Annotated in this window: 15 protein-coding genes and 1 riboswitch; of the genes, 3 read left to right on the forward strand and 12 right to left on the reverse strand. The window is 38.8% G+C overall.

Annotation, left to right across the window (positions count from 1 at the left end; translation table 11 throughout):
• Positions 1-113: 113 nt before the first annotated feature.
• The 5 genes from ACIQXP_RS13965 to ACIQXP_RS13985 form a co-directional block, all read right to left on the reverse strand.
• On the reverse strand, positions 114-836 hold the full coding sequence (locus tag ACIQXP_RS13965) for a Dph6-related ATP pyrophosphatase (protein ID WP_387505738.1): 723 nt from the start codon (positions 834-836) through the stop codon (positions 114-116).
• A complete protein-coding gene (locus ACIQXP_RS13970; RefSeq protein ID WP_387505739.1) occupies positions 829-1,512 on the reverse strand; it encodes a Sir2 family NAD-dependent protein deacetylase in 684 nt (227 codons plus the stop codon). Before ACIQXP_RS13970 ends, ACIQXP_RS13965 begins: the two co-directional genes overlap by 8 nt.
• Before the next feature lie 7 nt (positions 1,513-1,519).
• Complete coding sequence (locus ACIQXP_RS13975) at positions 1,520-2,461, reverse strand: ABC transporter substrate-binding protein (protein WP_387505740.1); 942 nt, start codon at positions 2,459-2,461, stop codon at positions 1,520-1,522.
• Positions 2,462-2,587: 126 nt separating this feature from the next.
• On the reverse strand, positions 2,588-3,178 hold the full coding sequence (locus ACIQXP_RS13980) for a DUF6580 family putative transport protein (RefSeq protein WP_387505741.1): 591 nt from the start codon (positions 3,176-3,178) through the stop codon (positions 2,588-2,590).
• Positions 3,179-3,218: 40 nt separating this feature from the next.
• Positions 3,219-5,087, reverse strand: a complete 1,869-nt coding sequence (locus tag ACIQXP_RS13985) for a TonB-dependent receptor plug domain-containing protein (RefSeq protein WP_387505742.1) — start codon at positions 5,085-5,087, stop codon at positions 3,219-3,221.
• 98 nt (positions 5,088-5,185) lie between these two features.
• Positions 5,186-5,380: riboswitch (cobalamin riboswitch) on the reverse strand.
• A gap of 274 nt (positions 5,381-5,654) precedes the next feature.
• Between ACIQXP_RS13985 and ACIQXP_RS13990 the strand changes: the two genes are divergently transcribed.
• Positions 5,655-7,058: a sigma-54-dependent transcriptional regulator gene (locus ACIQXP_RS13990; RefSeq protein ID WP_387505743.1), complete on the forward strand. Its 1,404-nt coding sequence runs from the start codon at positions 5,655-5,657 to the stop codon at positions 7,056-7,058.
• A gap of 203 nt (positions 7,059-7,261) precedes the next feature.
• On the opposite strand, the gene ACIQXP_RS13995 is transcribed toward ACIQXP_RS13990, so the two are convergent.
• From ACIQXP_RS13995 to gatB, 5 genes are all read right to left on the reverse strand, one after another.
• A complete protein-coding gene (locus ACIQXP_RS13995) occupies positions 7,262-9,052 on the reverse strand; it encodes a chloride channel protein (RefSeq protein WP_293742298.1) in 1,791 nt (596 codons plus the stop codon).
• A 76-nt stretch (positions 9,053-9,128) separates the two neighbouring features.
• The gene (locus ACIQXP_RS14000; RefSeq protein WP_293742299.1) at positions 9,129-9,851 is read right to left on the reverse strand and encodes an RluA family pseudouridine synthase; all 723 of its coding nucleotides are present in this window, start codon (positions 9,849-9,851) and stop codon (positions 9,129-9,131) included.
• Positions 9,852-10,082: 231 nt separating this feature from the next.
• Positions 10,083-10,772, reverse strand: coding sequence for a response regulator transcription factor (locus ACIQXP_RS14005; protein WP_090987272.1), 690 nt, complete (start codon positions 10,770-10,772; stop codon positions 10,083-10,085).
• Positions 10,773-10,875: 103 nt separating this feature from the next.
• Positions 10,876-11,988, reverse strand: a complete 1,113-nt coding sequence (locus ACIQXP_RS14010) for a redoxin domain-containing protein (RefSeq protein ID WP_387505744.1) — start codon at positions 11,986-11,988, stop codon at positions 10,876-10,878.
• On the reverse strand, positions 11,988-13,451 hold the full coding sequence (gene gatB, locus ACIQXP_RS14015; protein WP_387505745.1) for an Asp-tRNA(Asn)/Glu-tRNA(Gln) amidotransferase subunit GatB: 1,464 nt from the start codon (positions 13,449-13,451) through the stop codon (positions 11,988-11,990). Before gatB ends, ACIQXP_RS14010 begins: the two co-directional genes overlap by 1 nt.
• A 216-nt stretch (positions 13,452-13,667) precedes the next feature.
• On the opposite strand from gatB, the gene ACIQXP_RS14020 reads away from it, so the two are divergent.
• On the forward strand, positions 13,668-15,176 hold the full coding sequence (locus ACIQXP_RS14020) for a GNAT family N-acetyltransferase (protein ID WP_387505746.1): 1,509 nt from the start codon (positions 13,668-13,670) through the stop codon (positions 15,174-15,176).
• A gap of 79 nt (positions 15,177-15,255) precedes the next feature.
• Here ACIQXP_RS14020 and ACIQXP_RS14025 read toward each other — a convergent pair whose 3' ends face one another.
• Positions 15,256-15,462 (reverse strand): hypothetical protein, encoded by a 207-nt coding sequence (locus ACIQXP_RS14025; RefSeq protein ID WP_090987441.1) that lies wholly within the window; start codon positions 15,460-15,462, stop codon positions 15,256-15,258.
• Positions 15,463-15,599: 137 nt separating this feature from the next.
• Here ACIQXP_RS14025 and queG point away from each other — a divergent pair, with 137 nt between their 5' ends.
• Positions 15,600-16,535 (forward strand): tRNA epoxyqueuosine(34) reductase QueG, encoded by a 936-nt coding sequence (gene queG / locus ACIQXP_RS14030; RefSeq protein WP_293742303.1) that lies wholly within the window; start codon positions 15,600-15,602, stop codon positions 16,533-16,535.
• A gap of 186 nt (positions 16,536-16,721) precedes the next feature.
• Here queG and ACIQXP_RS14035 read toward each other — a convergent pair whose 3' ends face one another.
• A complete protein-coding gene (locus ACIQXP_RS14035) occupies positions 16,722-18,581 on the reverse strand; it encodes a M1 family metallopeptidase (protein ID WP_387505747.1) in 1,860 nt (619 codons plus the stop codon).
• Between the last annotated feature and the right edge of the window lie 20 nt (positions 18,582-18,601).

The raw sequence follows: 18,601 nt of genomic DNA on the forward strand, positions 1-18,601 counted from the left end.
CCATCGTTTAGTTACCTAACCTCACTAACACGAGTTTCATTTGTGATATATGATTTAGTTAATTATCACTACTAAAGAAAAAATGATGCCAAAATGTTTTGCAAATCAAAAAATTAGTCAACCAGATCGACATACCAAAAGCCTGAAAGTGTAGGTTTGGCACAAGAATCATTATCCACTGACGTAGTTTTTCCAGGTGAATTGTATGTCCTGAATACCTGTTCACCAACGGAAAAATCAACTTTTGCTTTAAAGATTGGGCCCTCAAAGGCAAAAGTATGAAACTCACCGTTTTCGCCACAGGGATCAATTTCCGGCGGGAGCTGATCAATTAAGTCTTCAGTAATTATTTTCCCACATAGGTCTTTTAGATTATGCTGGGTACAGACAATGACGGTTTTATAGTTCAGATTGATAAATTCGCTGATCAAAGCTCTGGTATCCCTATGCCAAAGTGGAAATATGGCCTTCATGCCAATTTCAGACAGCCTGCTTTCCCGGTATTTACGCAGATCTTCGAGAAAAATATCTCCGAAAATAGCATATGAAATTCCTTCTGATTTAAATTTGTCCAGATGAATACGCATGGTATTGTCGTAAGTTTCCATATCCGGCATTTCACCCAAACGGATCTGATATAAAGGAATGCCAATACTTTCAGCCTGCTTAATGAGCAAATTTTCCCTTACTCCATGCATTGACACTCGATTATATTGCTCTGTGACGGTGGTAACCAGATAACGGATATCGAGCGTTGGATCCTGGAGAGCGTAATGTAATCCGAGCGTACTATCTTTACCACCACTCCAGTTAAAAATGCAGATTTTTTTATCCATTTTTTAAAATGCTTTTTAGCTGCTCCATTCCGTTCACCGCATTTTGTTCAATGGTTATCACGTTTTGATAGCGCTTCACGTCCGGGGTTCTGGGATCGATGATATATTTTTTGACTTGACCCGGTACGAAATCGATAAGTCCGGCTGCAGGATAAACCGCTAATGAAGTGCCGATCAGCACAAACAAATCAGCCTTCCCGCAAATTTTAGCTGCAACCTCAATCATCGGTACAGCTTCACCAAACCACACAACATGGGGCCGCAATTGTGACCCGAATTCGCACAATTCGCCCATTTTTATTTCCGAACCTGTAACGGGATAGGTTAAATGAGGTTTAAGGTCGGACTGCGATCGGGTAATCACGCCATGGAGGTGAGTAACCTTGGTTGAACCCGCTCTTTCATGCAGATCGTCGATATTCTGGGTAATGATTTCAACATCAAATTCGTTTTCGAGTTCGGCCAGCAACTGGTGTGCACGGTTGGGCTTTGCCGCTAAAACCTGCTTTCTTCTTTCGTTATAAAATTCCTGCACCAATTCCGGATTTCTTTCCCAGGCCTCGGGCGTTGCTACATCATATATATTATAACCTTCCCATAAACCGTCGGCATCCCTAAAGGTTTTTAATCCACTTTCGGCACTGATTCCTGCTCCTGTTAATACGACTAACCCCATATAATGATTAAACAGATTGTGACGATCGAACAAGTCGGGCGTAATTAATAAATTTATCTGCAATATTTTTATCAGCCTTAAAAATTTCAGGATGAAACATACAAGCTAGAGCCTCAATACCCTCAACCAAAGTACCAATACTTGGCTGAGTGAACATGTCAAAATCGGCAATGTAAACCTGGTTGTTTTTTACTGCATCCAGATTATTCCAATTTGGTTTTGATGTAAGGATTGCCATTTCTTCCAGGCTTCTTTTTTGGTCGAAACCACATGGGGCAATTACCAGAACCTCGGGATTGTATTTTAATATTTTTTCCCATGGTGTAACAATTGAGTCTCCCGCAGGGTTCGAAAGCATATCAACACCACCGGCTGCAGCAATCTGAAAAGGAATCCAATGTCCGCAATTATAGATCGGTTCGATCCATTCCATCAGCATCACCCGTTTTAATGGTGATTTATTTGCACGTAGCCGATCCAGAATCTGATCGGTTCTCTGCTGTAGACCTGCCAGATAACTAAAAGCAACTTCTTCCTTTCCCAAAGCCCTGGCAATGGTAACCGCACATTCGAAAACATCCTGCAGATTATTTGGCGAAAGCGGAACCAGAGTTGGCTGCTTAGTCAGTTTCATTACAGCCGTTTCGGTACAAACCGTGTCGATGTTACAAACTTCGCAGATGTCCTGTGTAAAAACGACATCGGGTGCTATGCTTTCTAAAAGGGCATCGTCTACCCAATAAAGACTTTTGCCCTGCGCTTTGGAAGCCGAAAAAATCCTGTCGATTTCTACACTGGAATAGTTTTTACCTTCCAAAATACACCTTACGATTTTCGGTTGTTCGGCCGCCTCTTTCGGGCATTCAAAGGTTACCCCATACAGGTAATCCTGAAGGCCCATATCATAAATCATTTTCGTAGCGGCGGGTAAAAAGGAAACGACTTTCATTTAATGTAAGATGTAAAAGGTAAAATGCAATTAGCTATCTAAGATAAAAAAAATCCCCTTCTGAATTAAATCAAAAGAGGATTTCTGTTTATTTTTCGATTGGTTGCTGAGCTACCAAATCAATTACTATGACTTTTGCATTTGCAATTTTAATAACGGATATTTTGCTTTTAAGATCTCAAAAGCTCCAAAAAGTAAAGCACCATAAATTACTGTTCCTTCTAAAAATCTGATTTCGAATGGAATAGCTTTTACCAGGCAGCTCCAGTAACCAGCTAAATCCTGGGTATATGCAGGATTGTTAATCCAAACACCTAAGTCAGTAACCAACCAGTGAATTAGCACAATGCTCAATGTTGAAGCCAATAAATTTACCACATTTATTTTCTTAAGCAGCATTCTGCCTACCAACACCATTAAAGCAAATGCAATGTATGTCCAATACCAGCCTTCGTAAAGAAAACCGTTACTGTATTTACTAAAAATAGTGATTGACAAAATGAAATCGCTTAAAAACAAACTCAGTATAGGAAAAGCGAAAGCTTTTAGGTGATCTTTAAAATAGGCGCCCCCAAACAAAGCCACCGCTCCGATTGATGAAAAATTGGCAAACTGTAATTCATCAGAGTTGAATGTGACCAGCAAACGGAAAGCCGTTATGGCAAGGATCATCAACAGCAATATTAAAGTGCGGGGATTAAATTTTAAATGAGCCATTTTATTTTGGTTATTATTTAAGGTGCAAATGTAAATTTTATTAGTGTATATTAAAAATTACCCCTGTATTAAAGTTGAAACCTAAACTATTGTAACCAATAATCTCGTTGTAGTTTTTATTCAGGATATTTTTTGCATCGAAAAACAGTTTTACACGTTTTTTAGCTAATGCATATTCTGCATAGGCATTTAACAATTGATAAGCAGGTAGATTATCAACAGTATAAGTCGCAAAATTACCGTCAGTACGTTTACCGAAATAGCGGAAATTAGCGCTCACATATAAATTACGGGTAGCCTGTGCACCTGCCGTGATACCAAATGTATGCTTTGGTCTGCGGAAAAGATAGTTGGCAATGGCATTATCCACAAAGTTGAACTCATTACCTTCTACATAAGCATAATAACCGTTGATATTAAACACACTGAATTTAGCAGCCGGTTCAATCTCAAAGCCTTTGGTTTTCTGACTTACCTGGTTTATGTATCCGTTAGGGTAAGCATAAATGATTGCATCGGTTAAATCACGTTTATAACCAGCAAGGCGTAAGCTGAACTGATCATCTGCAAAGCTAAGGTTAATTCCAGCTTCATAATTCTGAGATTTTTCTGGTTTTAAAGCCAGGTTAGCGCCAAACTGACCAAAAAGCATGTTTAACGTAGGTACTTTAAATGCTGTTGAAACTGTTCCGAATAGTTTTATTTCCTTGATGATATTGATGCTTGGGGTAACTGAATAAGTATAATTTTCGCCATATTGTTCGTGTTTGTTATAACGTCCGCCTACTTCCAGGTTAAATACACTTAAATCGTGTAAGAATAACGATCCATAAGCAGCAAAAATATTGGTTTCGGGTTTATTCGTGGCTGATGATAATTTCATCACACGGTTATCTATCCCCAACAATAAATCCAGTTTACTGCCCAATTTCTGGTTGTAGAATAAATCCAATAACGATGCCCTGCCTTCATTTAGGCTTGGATACTGGCTGTGCGCATCATTCCTGGTGCTTTCAAAGCTGTAGTTTAACGTTACTTTACCGGTAGCAAACTCATATTTAGCATTGGTACCAGTAGCAAAGTTTTTCAGAACAGAATAATTGTCCGCATCCGTAAAGGCACCTCCATCGAACTGGTAATTGCCATAATAGTAACGTACAAATGGATTTATAGAAAAATGATTATCCAATTTGATTCCGAAGTTTGCATTCAGGGCGTCGGTTTTAAAACCATCTTTATCAAATACGGATGTATTTCCATTTGGATTAGCTGCTTCAGAAATTCCATCCGTCTTATGATGGGTATAGTTAATATTGTAAGAAAAGCCTTCCACGCCACCGTTTAACCCAATGGTTCCTTTATAGGTTTCATAACTGCCTGCACTGGCCACACCGTAAATGGTATTTCCTTTTGGGCCACCTTTTTTGGTAATGATATTGATTACCCCTGCAACAGCATCAGAACCATAAATGGTAGACTGACCGCCTCTTAAAATTTCAATGTGATCGATCTGATCAATAGAAATCAACCTTAAATCGAAAGCACCTCCATTTCCTGAAGGATCGTTCTGCACGATACCATCAATTAAAACTATTGAATAAGCACTTCCTGCACCCCTAAAAAAAATCGATTTGTTTAATCCTGGGTTGCTGCTTGCTCCCGCCACAATAATTCCGGCCTGTTCGCTAATCAGTTCCGGCAATGATTTACCATTACTGCGTTCCAACACTTCCCGGCTGATAATGGTGACCACTTTTCCGGTCTGTGATTGTTTCTGGTCGTTTTTGGTTGCAGAAATGACAACATCTTTGAGCTGCAAACTATCTTGAGTTTGCGCATTGGCCACCTGGCCGATCATTAACTGTGCGAGCCCTAGCCCGGCTACAGTTAGCATAAATTTTTTGTTCATTTGATTGTGAGTTTTGCCCACAGCCAACAGATCAGAAAAGGAAATGAAAATACGAACAACGTTGATATCTCAATCCTAGCTTCAATCCCCGAAAGCTATGAAATTAATCGCTCAAGGCAGGTCTTCTGACTTACTCCCGGTTTTCCGGCCTTCCCATCCCTACATATCGGGACAGTGGCAAATTGATTGAAAATCCGTTAAGGAGCTTACAGCTGCGGGACAGTTACAGATTTACACTGTATTCCCTTTTAATCCTGGGCGTAAGACCGGGAACCAAAAGCGCCGCAAAAGTAATAAAATTAACCAATATGCAAAATGGGTGTATAAATACTATTTTAACTAACAATTAACCTTGTGTTTGCTGAATGAAAAGTCGTTTTTAGAAGTTAAATTAATGTTCAGGAAATATGCATTACCGACGGGAATAAATATTTTGAAGATTATTTCTGATGAGATTAAAACTTTTCAGCTCAATTTAGGTTTTATAGCCTATTATTGTATAAAAAACTATACATTAATTAAAAAACAATATATTCGCGTTTATAAAAATTAAAGAATACATCTCTAATGGCTAAATTATTAATAATTGATGATGAGCGGGCAATAAGGAGTACCTTACGTGAAATTCTGGAGTATGAAAATTACGATGTTGAAGATATAGATAATGGTATCGACGGCCTCGAAATGATCAAAAAAGGAAATTTCGATTTGGTTCTTTGCGATATCAAAATGAATAAGATGGATGGTATGGAAGTGCTGGAGCAGGCACAGATCATTAAACCAGATCTGCCTTTTATTATGATATCTGGTCACGGCACAGTTGAGACTGCCATTGAAGCCAGCAAAAAAGGCGCTTTCGATTTTATTTCGAAACCACCTGATTTAAATCGCTTGTTAATTACCGTACGAAATGGTTTAGACCGTGGAAATTTGGTTACCGAAACCAAGGTCCTAAAACGTAAAGCCAGTAAAACCCGGGAAATTTTAGGTGAATCGGAAAGTATTTCTAAAATTAAGGAGACCATTGAACGTGTTGCGCCAACCGAAGCCCGCGTATTGATTACCGGTGCTAATGGTAGTGGTAAAGAGTTGGTAGCCCGTTGGCTGCACGAAAAATCGAATCGCGCCGACAGTCCGCTAATTGAGGTAAACTGTGCGGCTATCCCATCAGAACTGATAGAAAGTGAGCTGTTTGGACATGAAAAAGGTTCTTTTACTTCTGCGGTTAAGCAGCGCATCGGTAAATTTGAACTGGCCAACGGTGGAACGTTATTCTTAGATGAAATTGGCGATATGAGCCTCTCTGCTCAGGCAAAGGTTTTACGTGCTTTACAAGAGCATAAAATTACACGTGTGGGTGGCGAAAAAGAAATTGATGTAAACGTTCGTGTTTTAGCTGCAACCAATAAAGATTTATTGAAAGAAATTGAGGATGGTAACTTCCGTATGGACTTGTATCACCGCTTAAATGTAATTAATATCCATGTGCCGCATTTAACTGAACGTACGGATGATATCCCCGTTATTGCCCAAAGCTTTTTAGAAAGCATTTGCAGCGATTATGGAATGCCTGTAAAAAAAATAAATGAAGGCGGAATGCTGGCCCTGCAAGCTTTACCATGGACAGGTAACGTACGCGAGCTGCACAATATGATTGAACGCCTGATTATTTTAAGCGACAAGGTTATTACCGAAAATGATGTCCGTGCCTTTGCTAATCCGGGGGGTGGTACAAACATCGGTGCTGCAACCAGTACGCAGATTGCGGCTGCCGGAGGTACCGGCCTCGCTTCTTCTTTCGATTCGTTCAATAATTTCCAGGATTATAAAGATTACGCAGAAAGAGAATTCATCAAGTTCAAGCTGGAAAAAAATAACTGGAATGTATCAAAAACAGCTGATGAAATTGATATTCAAAGAAGCCATTTATATAGTAAAATAGAAAAGTTTGGTTTGAAAAGAGCAGAATAAGATAGTTGAAAAGTTTGAAGGTTGGAATGTTCGAAGGTTTTCCTAACAATATTCCAACCTTTTTTTAAATCGAAAGGTTTAAGGTTGAATGGTAAAAGAGCAAAATGCCAAATTACAAAGCTAATCTTGAATTTTGAAACGTTAAAATCTTTCTTTAGCACTGAACTTTACAACATTTCAACTTTTGAACGTTAAAACCTCACTCAACCCATATAATCATTCTGTCTCATCAGCAATGCCCTGTATTTGTTAAAGATTGCTGTTTTAGAAACAAAGCCTAAATATTGGTTCTTTATGGTTAGCACGGGCAAAATCCATACATTTTCCTGCTCCATTTTTTCCAAAACTGTTTTCAGACCGTCATTTTCGGTAATGGTATTTGGTGCAGTTTGTACCAGATGAGATGCTTTCAGATTTTCCTTTTCGGGATGATTAACCATTTCGTTAAAAAGTTCTTCAATATAAATGATCCCTTTAAAATCTCCCAACTCATCCGTAACAGCAATCACATTTTTGTGCGATTGCATAATTTCGTTCATCTTCAACGAAATCAGATCGTTCATCTGCAACTGAGGATAACTTTTCTCAATCAGGTATTTTAGCTTCATCTGGTTCAGAACAGTGGTATCCTTATCTTCATGAGACAGTAGCTCTCCTTTATCAGCCAGTGCTTTGGTGTAAATCGAATGTTTTTGCGAGCTACGGTTGATGGCATAAGAAATAGCAGTAGTAATCATCAATGGCACCATTAGTACGTATCCTCCTGTAATTTCTGCAATCAGAAAAATACCTGTCAAAGGAGCATGCATAATAGAACCCAGGGCGGCGGCCATACCAGCTACAATAAAGTTAGATACGTTTAGCTGTGCTATCCCTGAAAGGTTAACCACGTAAGCAAATATAAACCCGATTAAACCACCCATAATTAAACTGGGCGCAAAAGTACCACCGTTACCACCGGCACCTAAAGTAACCAGCGTAGCGATTGATTTCATGAAAATGGTTACAATCGTGAACAGTACGACCACAGCCGAAATCGAACTATAATCGGCAAAAATACTATTATTGATAACGGTCTGATAGTCACCTTTTAACAATCCTTTTATAGTGATATACCCCTCACCATATAATGTTGGGAACAGAAAAACCAGGGCGCCCAACATTAAACCGCCTACAATTACTTTTGTATAAGGATGTTTGATTTTGTAAAACAGGCCCTTTACGGCATAGTTTGCTTTTGTAAAATAAATAGAAAACAAACCAATAAAGCAGGCCAATATGACGTAATAAAACAAGGCGTCAACCTTCCATCCTTCGGTAACCAGAAAGAAAAGTTGTTGAGTGTAAAATAACCTCGCCACTACGGCTGCAGTTGCCGCTGATAATAGCAGTGGTATAAATGCAGGAATAGTAAACTCTGGCAATAAAATTTCGATAGCAAACACAATGCCCGCCACCGGGCTATTAAAGGCACCTGCAATGCCCGCTGCAGCACCACAGGCTACCAACATAGTAATTTCGCGATAAGACAAGCCTAATATGCGACCAATATTAGAGCCAATTGCTGATCCACTGGTTACAATAGGGGCTTCCAGACCTGTTGAACCGCCAAAACCAACTGTTACTGCTGCAGTAATAATCTGCGAATAAATGTTGTGAGCCTCTACTTTACTCGACTTTTTGGAAATCGAATAAAGCAAAGGCGTTAACCCGGTTTCAAATTTCGATTTGCGGATAAAGTATTTGATGTATAAAACTGTAAAGAAAATACCGATCATCGGAAATATAAAGTACAGGTAATATTTATATTTCCAGTGCCAATCCGATTGCAGAAATTCTTCGATATGGTGGGTTAAACTTTTTAGAACAGCGGCAGCCAATCCGGCTAAAATTCCAACAATTATGGCGAGAATAACTAAGAAATTACGGTTTGATATTTTAGATTTCCTGTACTGGTTTATCTTATCAAGGTAATTTACGAATCTGATGTACATTCTATTGTTTTTTAGATAGAGGGCGGATGCCCAAAAGTAAGAAAAACAAAGACAGCAGTCAATTTAAAGACTCCTTTTACGCATCAAATTTATCCAATAACTTAATTAAGGTTGCAAAATCTTTTGGATAAGGAGCATCTATCACAATGTCCTGGTCATCTAATCCTTTAAATACCAAATGCCTGGCATGTAACGCGAAACGTTTCATAATGGGTTGTTCCTCTTCACCTTTGGTTAATTTATAACCTCTCTTAATTGAAGAAAGAAAAACAGGTTTACCTTTGTACATCTCATCACCTACAATGGCTGCTCTTTGAGTGGCCAGGTGGATACGGATCTGGTGCATACGACCGGTAATGGGTTTACATTCTACCAACGTATAGTGTTTATAGTATTTTAACGAGTCGAAAATAGTTTCAGCTCGTTTACCTTCCGCCCTATCAATGGTTACATTTTTATTGCCATCGTTCAGGATTGGCAGATCAACCATTAACTGATCGAAAATAACGTGTCCGTCTACCACCGCATGGTAAGTTTTATTTACCTTTCTTCTTTCGAATTGCATAGAAACATGGCGGTAACCTTCCGGATTTTTGGCAATAATCAATGCACCAGAAGTTTCTTTATCCAAACGGTGACAAACCTGGGCGTCATCGCTGTATTGTTTGGCTAAACGCAACACGTTGGTCTCTCCAGATCCACCGCGTTCATCAAGTGAGGCTAAAAAAGGTGGTTTATTGATCACGATAAAATCGTTGTCTTCAAAAAGAATAAGGTCTTTAAAATTTGGAAACTTCAAACTGTGCAGTAATTTAATGAAGCGCAAAAATACGATTTATTTTTTAAGGCGCTCGTCACCCTGAATTTATTTCAGGGTCTTTATGAACAAAGTTGTTTAAATGAATTCAACATGACGATTTTTTTACCTTCATCCTAAACTTGTTTCAGGATCTGATTGAAGATTTTAAGTAGATAAAAAAGCCGCCCTGAATGTTGATCAGAACGGCTTAATATCTTTAAATTTAATAATTTAAGAAAGCTCAAACTTATAACCTACACCTTTTACAGTTGAAACATAAGTTTCACCTAATTTTTCCCTCAACTTACGGATATGCACATCAATTGTCCTGTTGGTTACCACAACAGAGTCTTCCCAGATATTTTTTAGAATGGATTCACGGGTATACACCTTACCAGGTTTTGAAGCCAATAAATATAAAAGTTCAAACTCTTTTTTGGCCAATATCACTTTATTACCACCCTGAAAAACCAGATAAGCTTCGCGGTCGATTACTAAATCGCCAATTTCCAGTTTGTTTTCAGATACTTCTTCTGTGCCGGCATTTCTTCTTAAAATCGCGTTGATCCGGCTAACTAAAGCACGTGGTTTAATCGGTTTTGCGATGTAATCGTCGGCACCCACATTAAAACCGGCAATTTCTGAATATTCCTCACTTCGGGCGGTTAAGAAAACCATAAATGTGTTTTTAAATTCAGGTATGGCGCGCATTAAACGGCAAGCCTCAATGCCATCCATTTTAGGCATCATGATATCCAGAATGATCAAATCCGGATGTACTTTCTTCGCAACAGTAATTCCCTCCTGGCCATTGGTAGCTGTGAAAACCTGATAACCTTCTTTTTTAAGATTATATTCAATAAGCTCCAGAATATCTGGTTCATCATCAACAATTAATATTTTCTGACCTGCGTTGTTCATAGTTAAATATTTGTTACGAAAGTAGTATCCATGATGCAATATTTAGTTAAGCCTAAGTTAAGAAATTGTTAATTACTTAAATTAGTTTAACATGGAATTAGTTTTAACGTAACGTTTTGGCTAAAAATGCATCCAGTTCCTCTCCACGCAGGTTTTTAGCCACTATTTTTCCTGAAGGATCAACCAGGTAGGAAGTTGGTATGGCCTGCACCTGGTATTTTTTTACCGTTTCGCCATTAAAATCTTTTAGTTCCGAAACGTGTGTCCAGGTTAATCCGTCTGCTTTTACCGCACCTAACCACGCAGCTTTGTCAGTATCAAGTGAGATACCAATGATATCAAAGTTCTTATTTTTATACTTATTGTAAACCTTAACTACATTTGGGTTTTCCTGGCGGCAAGGCTGGCACCATGATGCCCAAAAGTCGATCAATACGTATTTCCCTTTGTAATCTGATAAGCTTACCGCCTTATTATCCGCTGTATTGATGGTAAATGCAGGTGCAACCTGCCCTACCTGAACGGATTTTAAAAGTGCCATCTGTTTTACAAAAGCATCTACCGTAGCATTACCTTTAATCTCATCTTTTACCTCATCGGCAAATTGCACCAATTCAGCTTCAAACTCCTGCGGACTCAAAGTATTCATGGCATAAAAACTGGCTAGCGTACCTTTATTATCTTTTGCAAATTTTATGATCTGTGTATTCAATTGATTAATGTAAGATTCGTATTGTGGTTTCATCGATTCTAACACGGCTGCCCTATTTTGAGGTTGTGTTGCTACTTTTGCTTCAAAATCTGCCTGTAACTTTTCAACCTGTTTGGCAAAATTGTTTCTAATGGCATTTAGTTCCGACAATTTTTCTACCTCATTTGCCCCTGAAATTTTATAAGCCATATTTTTATCAGCCAAATCTGCTTCCAACTTAATTTCATCGCCGTTTTTTGCAATTAACATGAACTCATGGTTACCTACAGACACCCTGAAGAAATCAACAGATGGCGTTTTGCGAATGAATTTAAATTCACCTTTCTCTGATAGATTGGTTGAATCGATTGCAACCATATTACTATTTTGCATACCGTACAAAAATACTTTCTTTTCTGTGCCCGGATTCTGGAACTTCCCGTCAATTGTAAAGCTATCTTTAGATTTGCATGCCATGAAAGCAATCGCGATCAGCATGAGCAGGCTCAATTGTTTTATTCTCATTATTTCAGTTTTTCAAGTATTAATTCATTTAATTTTTTAGCATCAGCTTTTCCTTTGGCCAGTTTCATCACATCGCCTACGAATAAACCTAAAACGCCTTTTTTCCCTTTCTTGTACGCATCCACCTGTTGTGGATATTTATTTAACACTTCATCAATAAATGTATTCAATTCATCTCCGTTTTCAGAAATCAACAGGTTTAATGATTGTGCCAGATCAATAACTTTTGCATCATCAGCTAATTCAACAGCTGGCAATAATTGTTGTATCGCAATCTGCTGCGTTATTTTTTTATCATCTACCAGGTTGATCGCTTCTGCCAGCTGAGCCGGATTCACCCTGAAATCAGCTATAGTAATCCCTTTTTCATTTAAAACCGCTCTGATTGGGCCGATTAACCAGTTTATTAAACTTTTTTTGTTTTCAACGGTTGATTGAGCTTGGTTAAAGTAATTTAACAGACCTAAATCTTCAGCAAAAAGTGCCGCATCGGCTTTACTGATCCCAAAATCAGCAACCATCTGTTGTGAAATTTTATTGGGTAACGGTGGCATCAAAGATTTAATTTCGTCCAGCCAATCATCAGAAACATAAATGGGCTGGAGATCGGGATCTGAAAAATAACGGTAATCATTGGCTTCTTCTTTGGTCCGCATCGGGGCGGTGGTTCCTTTGTCGGCATCAAAATTTAAAGTGCTCTGAATAATTATTCCTCCGTTACTGATCACTTCTACCTGGCGGCCAAATTCAAAATCCATTGCTCTCCGCACGTTGCGCATGGAGTTTAAGTTCTTAACCTCACACCGTGTTCCAAATTCACTGGTACCTTTTGGGCGTATCGAAATATTGGCATCGCAACGCAAACTACCTTCCTCCATATTGCCGTCGCTTACATCTAAATGCCTGACCAGTTTCCTGATTTCACTCAACAAAACGGAAGCTTCTTCTGAACTCCGGATATCGGGTTCAGTTACAATCTCGATCAGCGGTACCCCTGCCCGGTTCAGATCAACCAAAGAATAATTATCATCCTGATCGTGAATGCTTTTGCCGGCGTCTTCTTCCAGGTGGATTCGATTGATACCTACTTTTTTCCTGGTACCATTACTCAATTCAAGTTCTAAAAAGCCATTTACGCAGATCGGTTGATTATCTTGAGTAATCTGGTATCCTTTTGGCAAATCGGCATAGAAATAGTTTTTTCTGTCGAAATGGTTGATCTGGTTGATGGTACAATTTAAAGCTAAGCCAATACGGATCGCTTTTGCCACGACCTCTTTGTTCAACTTGGGTAAGGCCCCGGGTAATGCCAGCGAAACTGCAGATATGTTTTGATTAGGTGAAGCCCCGAAAGATGCACTGTCAGCAGAAAATATTTTCGTGTTTGTATTCAACTGGACGTGGATTTCTAATCCAGAAACGAGTTCGAAAGCAGTTTGGGGGCTTGTTTCTTGTAAAGGCATCTAAAGCTTCTTAATATGATAAGTTATAACCAAAGTTTTACAGCTGACACCGCTTTAGCGATGGTTAATATGTGCCAAATATAGTCATAATTTAGTTTTTCGTTAAAGAGGCTTGATGTAGAATTTTTCAGGAATTCTTTCCGCCGCAATTTGAGAAAACAAAATCAATCTGAACATTTAAGCCTTTTTTGTGTTCATTAATACAAATCAAACTGTATGAATATTGAATTACGCAAAATAACGCTCGAAGACTATGCCGACCTCAAGGAATCAATGGTACAGGCTTACGACAGTATGGGCGGCTCTATCTGGCCAAAATCAAGCATCGCAAAACTTTTAAATATTTTCCCTGAAGGGCAGCTCTGTATTGCTGTTGACGATAGAGTTGTAGCCTGTTCATTGGCCATTATTGTAAATTATGATGAATATGGAGACCGGCATACCTATAAACTGATTACCGGTGATTATTCTTTTACCACACACGATCCAAATGGCGATACACTTTATGGCATCGAAATTTTTGTACACCCCGAATACCGGGGATTGCGTTTAGGAAGAAGATTATATGAAGCAAGAAAAGAACTCTGCGAAAGCCTCAATCTTAAAAGTATTATTGCCGGCGGGCGGATCCCTGGTTACCATCAATTTGCAGAAAAGTTAAGTCCGAGGCAATATATAGATAAGGTTAAATCAAAGGAAATTTATGATCCAACGCTTACCTTTCAGATTTCCAATGATTTTCACGTTAGAAAAGTATTAAAGAACTATTTGCCCGGTGACAAAGAATCGAAAGAATATGCCACCCTGATTGAGTGGAATAACATTTACTATCAGGGTGTTGATGCTTCAGCCCGTTCGGCTATGACCATTCGCTTAGGTTTGGTACAATGGGAAATGCGTTTATTCCCTAATATGGAAGCGTTTTACGAACAGGTAGAGTTTTTCGTGGATGCTTTGAGCGGGTACAAATCAGATTTCGTAATGTTCCCTGAGCTATTTAACACCCCCCTGCTCCAACCCTACAATCATTTACCTGAAATTGAGGCCATGCGCAAGCTTGCCGAAAAAACGGAAGAGATTGTACAGAAAATGCATGAATATTCATTGAGCTATAATACCAATATTATTACGGGCAGTATGCCGCTTATTGAAGACGGCAAACTATATAATGCCACTTACCTCTGCCATCGTACAGGTAAAATAGATGAATACAGAAAAATTCATATTACCCCGAATGAGCAAAAGTATTACGGCATGATTGGTGGCGATAAAGTACAGGTTTTTGATACTGATTGCGGTAAAGTGGGTATTTTGATCTGTTATGATGTAGAATTCCCCGAATTAGGCCGCATTTATGCCGAACAGGGCATGCAGATTTTATTTGTGCCATTTTTAACTGATACCCAAAATGGTTATACGCGTGTGAGACATTGTGCGCAGGCCAGGGCAATAGAAAATGAGTGTTACGTGGCGATTGCAGGTTGCGTGGGGAATTTACCCAAAGTAAACAATATGGATATCCAGTTTGCCCAATCTGCAGTTTTTACCCCGTCTGACTTCGCTTTTCCAACCAACGCCATCAAAGCAGAAGCCACACAAAATACAGAGATGGTACTCGTGGTAGATGTTGACTTGCATTTACTAGATGAACTGCATCATTACGGAACGGTTAAAGTACTGAAAGACAGACGAAAAGACCTTTATCAGGTAAAACTTTTGAAGTAAATACTATACAATAACAACAATTATAAAAAATGCCGGTCAAATTAATGTACCGGCATTTCTGTTTTTAACCTAAAGCTAATTATTTTCTCATCACAAACCATATGATCAGGCCAATAATTACCGCTATTGGTATCACCCATTTTAATGCCTGGCCGGCACCATTTTCGTCTCTTTCGGTAACCGCGGGTTGTGCCGGTCCTGGATCTTCTTTGTGATTTTCGTAATCTTTTTCTATCGGTTTGGGAGCTGCTCCTGATTCCGTATGTTGTGGATCTATATTTTCCATAGTTAATTTCCTGAAAGCTCTCCTTTTTTGGTTTTTACCTGCCAAGGATGAACCATAATTAATTAATTTAGTTTCTGCATGTAGAACAAGCGATTATTGAAAATGTTTTAAATCCTAAGCCTTATCTTTGCAAATCGGTGTATAACAATGAAGCAAAATATAGCCAGCTGATTAAAGAAGAAGCCCTCCGTTTGGGCTTTCTATCTTGTGGTATTGCCAAAGCCGAATTTCTTGAAGAGGAAGCGCCGCGACTGGAAAAATGGCTTAATCAGAACCACCACGGTGAAATGAAATACATGGAAAATTATTTCGATAAACGCCTCGACCCGAGATTGCTGGTTGAAGGCGCTAAGTCTGTAATTTCCTTATCATTAAACTATTATACGGAAGAAGAACAGTCTGACCCGAACGCACCAAAAATTTCTAAATATGCTTACGGGCAGGATTACCACACGGTTATCAAAGAAAAATTAAAGGAACTCACCTATTTTATTGAAGAAAATATCGGAGAAGTTTCAGGAAGGGCATTTGTAGATTCTGCCCCGGTTTTAGACCGTGCCTGGGCAAAAAAATCGGGCATTGGCTGGATCGGTAAAAATTCCAACCTCATTAGTAAAACAGATGGTTCTTTTTTCTTTTTGGCAGAATTGATAGTCGACCTCGAATTGGGTTATGATCATCCTTACCAGGCTGATTATTGTGGGAGCTGTACCCGCTGTTTAGATGCCTGCCCTACTGATGCCATCATTGCACCACAGGTGGTAGATGGATCTAAATGCATTTCTTATCTCACCATTGAGCTTAAAAACGAAATTCCAAATGAATTTAAAGATAAGATGAGCAACTGGATGTTTGGCTGTGATATTTGCCAGGATGTTTGCCCATGGAACCGTTTTTCTAAAGCGCACAATGAAGATGCCTTTAAGCCAGCGAATGGCTTACTGGATTTGAATACCAAAGACCTGATGGAAATTACGGAAGATGTTTTTAAAAAGGTTTTTAAAGGCTCGCCAGTTAAGCGTACCAAGTTTACAGGTTTGAAAAGAAATATCGATTTTTTGAAACCTGAATAAGCACGTTTGTTGGCATATAATTAATATGAGCGTCATGCTGAATTTATTTCAACATCCATTTAATAATTGGTTAAATAAATCCTGAAACAAGTCAAGGATGACGATCGCTGTAATACTTTGCCGCATTAAGCATGTAAAGATAAAATAAGCAGATTAACCAAAAAACATGACTTCACTGGCATTTATCTATCTCACCGAAAAACTATTGTCACTTTTTGTCTTATCGGGCGTGTGTGGATTTCCCATCACTATTTTCGATAATTTTTTGTTAGTCTTCACTTCAATTTTTACCAGCCGGTCGCCTTTTTCCCATACACCAATCGTGCTGTGACTTTTTTCCGTAGTACCATCTTCAAAGGTCAGCGTTAAATCGACAGGCAATGGCTTAACACTTTTATTTTCAACAGTTACTGTATATCCGGCTGAAGTTTTATCTACCGCTTTAATGGCCATATCGGTTACGCCATCTTCAAAAAACCAGGCCTTCCAAAACCAGTTTAAATTTTTCCCACTGCCTGTATTTATGCTGTTAAAGAAATCATAGGGCATTGGGTGTTTGCCGTTCCAGTTTTGAATGTAAGTGTGCAAAGCTTTGGTAAACAGTTCATCACCCAGATAATCTTTGATATATAAATAAGCTAAACCCGGTTTTGGATACGAATTGGTGAAAGATCCCGATCCTTTTAAGTCGGGTGTTAAAGTCATAATTGGTGTATCATCTTTACCACCAGAAGATGAAGCGGTAGGCTGCACGCCATATTCATCCACAATGGTAGAATCAATCATTGGTGATATTAACCATTCACCAATAGTTGCCCAGCCCTCATCCATCCAACCATACTTGGTTTCGTTTATGCCCATATAAAACGGAAACATGGTATGGAAGATTTCATGATCAGTTAAAGTAATGGCATCAACCCTGTTATCTACCGGATTGTCATTTACCATCATCGGATATTCCATCTGGTCCAAACCATCAAATATCGTTTCATGGTTGTAAGGAAAAGGCCATTTAGGAAAAGTATAACTCATGGCCTCTACCGTCTTACGCGCAAAATCTATCACCTCATAATAATCCTTATGTCTGGGGTTAAAAACCGCATCTACCCGTGTTCTCCTTTTTGTTTTAGGATCAACCACCAAACTGCTCGATTTCCATAAGTAATGGTCGCTCAAAGCAAATACAAAATCAGTTACATGTTTAGCTTCAAACTTAAAGGTATTAAATGCATTGGGTTTGGTCACTCTTTTATCTGCCAGATCCTTATCGGTAATCACATCAATTACAGCATCATTTTTTTCTGCAGTTAACATCCTCGAAACGATATCTTTCTGAAAAACTTCTGAAGGATTTTTCAGATCGCCGGTTGCCCATACCCCATAAGTTCCCGGAACAGTAATAGAAGCATTAAACTGATCAAAGTCGTTATAAAATTCCTCAGCACCCGTATACGGAAATTTATTCCAGCCATCAATATCATCATAAACCGCAATACGGGGAAAAAAATAGGCAATAAAATATGAACCATCATCTACCTGACCTGTACGAACATGTGATCCTTTATTTAGGAAATAACTATAATCAATTGCGAAATTAACGGTTTTGCCTGGTATAACTGCAGGAACATTAACGGTCATATTTGTTCCATCGATCGTAAAATCAGTAACGGTTTTTCCGTTTGCTACCATTTTTTCTATTGCCACACCGTCGCCAAGATCAGAGGCTGCCAGTTTAGATTTCCTTGGCGTTCCCTTTTTATATAAATTTGGGTATAATTTAAACCAGATCTCTTTCAGCGTATCCGGACTATTGTTAGTATACGTTACCTGAACCTTTCCTTTCAACAACCTGCTGGCTGGATTAAAATTTATATTTAAATCGTATCTGGCGGTATTTTGCCAGTAATTTTTGCCAGGCCTGCCATTTACATTTCTGGTTTCTTTCTGATAAGCCTTTTGAAAAACGGGCGCTATCGGTAAGGTAGTCTGCGCACTGACATAGATTGCAGTACAGAATAAAAGGCCAAATATTTTTATAGATTTCATCTTTTGAGCTTAGGGCTGAG

The sequence above is a fragment of the Pedobacter suwonensis genome, from assembly GCF_044762335.1.
Lineage (GTDB): Bacteria > Bacteroidota > Bacteroidia > Sphingobacteriales > Sphingobacteriaceae > Pedobacter.

What these genes read in the sequence shown, in the direction of transcription:
- ACIQXP_RS13965 (WP_387505738.1), bottom strand. Translation starts at nt 836, where the DNA reads ATGGATAAAAAAATCTGCATTTTTAACTGGAGTGGTGGTAAAGATAGT.
- ACIQXP_RS13970 (WP_387505739.1), bottom strand. Translation starts at nt 1,512, where the DNA reads ATGGGGTTAGTCGTATTAACAGGAGCAGGAATCAGTGCCGAAAGTGGA.
- ACIQXP_RS13975 (WP_387505740.1), bottom strand. Translation starts at nt 2,461, where the DNA reads ATGAAAGTCGTTTCCTTTTTACCCGCCGCTACGAAAATGATTTATGAT.
- ACIQXP_RS13980 (WP_387505741.1), bottom strand. Translation starts at nt 3,178, where the DNA reads ATGGCTCATTTAAAATTTAATCCCCGCACTTTAATATTGCTGTTGATG.
- ACIQXP_RS13985 (WP_387505742.1), bottom strand. Translation starts at nt 5,087, where the DNA reads ATGAACAAAAAATTTATGCTAACTGTAGCCGGGCTAGGGCTCGCACAG.
- ACIQXP_RS13990 (WP_387505743.1), top strand. Translation starts at nt 5,655, where the DNA reads ATGGCTAAATTATTAATAATTGATGATGAGCGGGCAATAAGGAGTACC.
- ACIQXP_RS13995 (WP_293742298.1), bottom strand. Translation starts at nt 9,052, where the DNA reads ATGTACATCAGATTCGTAAATTACCTTGATAAGATAAACCAGTACAGG.
- ACIQXP_RS14005 (WP_090987272.1), bottom strand. Translation starts at nt 10,772, where the DNA reads ATGAACAACGCAGGTCAGAAAATATTAATTGTTGATGATGAACCAGAT.
- ACIQXP_RS14010 (WP_387505744.1), bottom strand. Translation starts at nt 11,988, where the DNA reads ATGAGAATAAAACAATTGAGCCTGCTCATGCTGATCGCGATTGCTTTC.
- gatB (WP_387505745.1), bottom strand. Translation starts at nt 13,451, where the DNA reads ATGCCTTTACAAGAAACAAGCCCCCAAACTGCTTTCGAACTCGTTTCT.
- ACIQXP_RS14020 (WP_387505746.1), top strand. Translation starts at nt 13,668, where the DNA reads ATGAATATTGAATTACGCAAAATAACGCTCGAAGACTATGCCGACCTC.
- ACIQXP_RS14025 (WP_090987441.1), bottom strand. Translation starts at nt 15,462, where the DNA reads ATGGAAAATATAGATCCACAACATACGGAATCAGGAGCAGCTCCCAAA.
- ACIQXP_RS14035 (WP_387505747.1), bottom strand. Translation starts at nt 18,581, where the DNA reads ATGAAATCTATAAAAATATTTGGCCTTTTATTCTGTACTGCAATCTAT.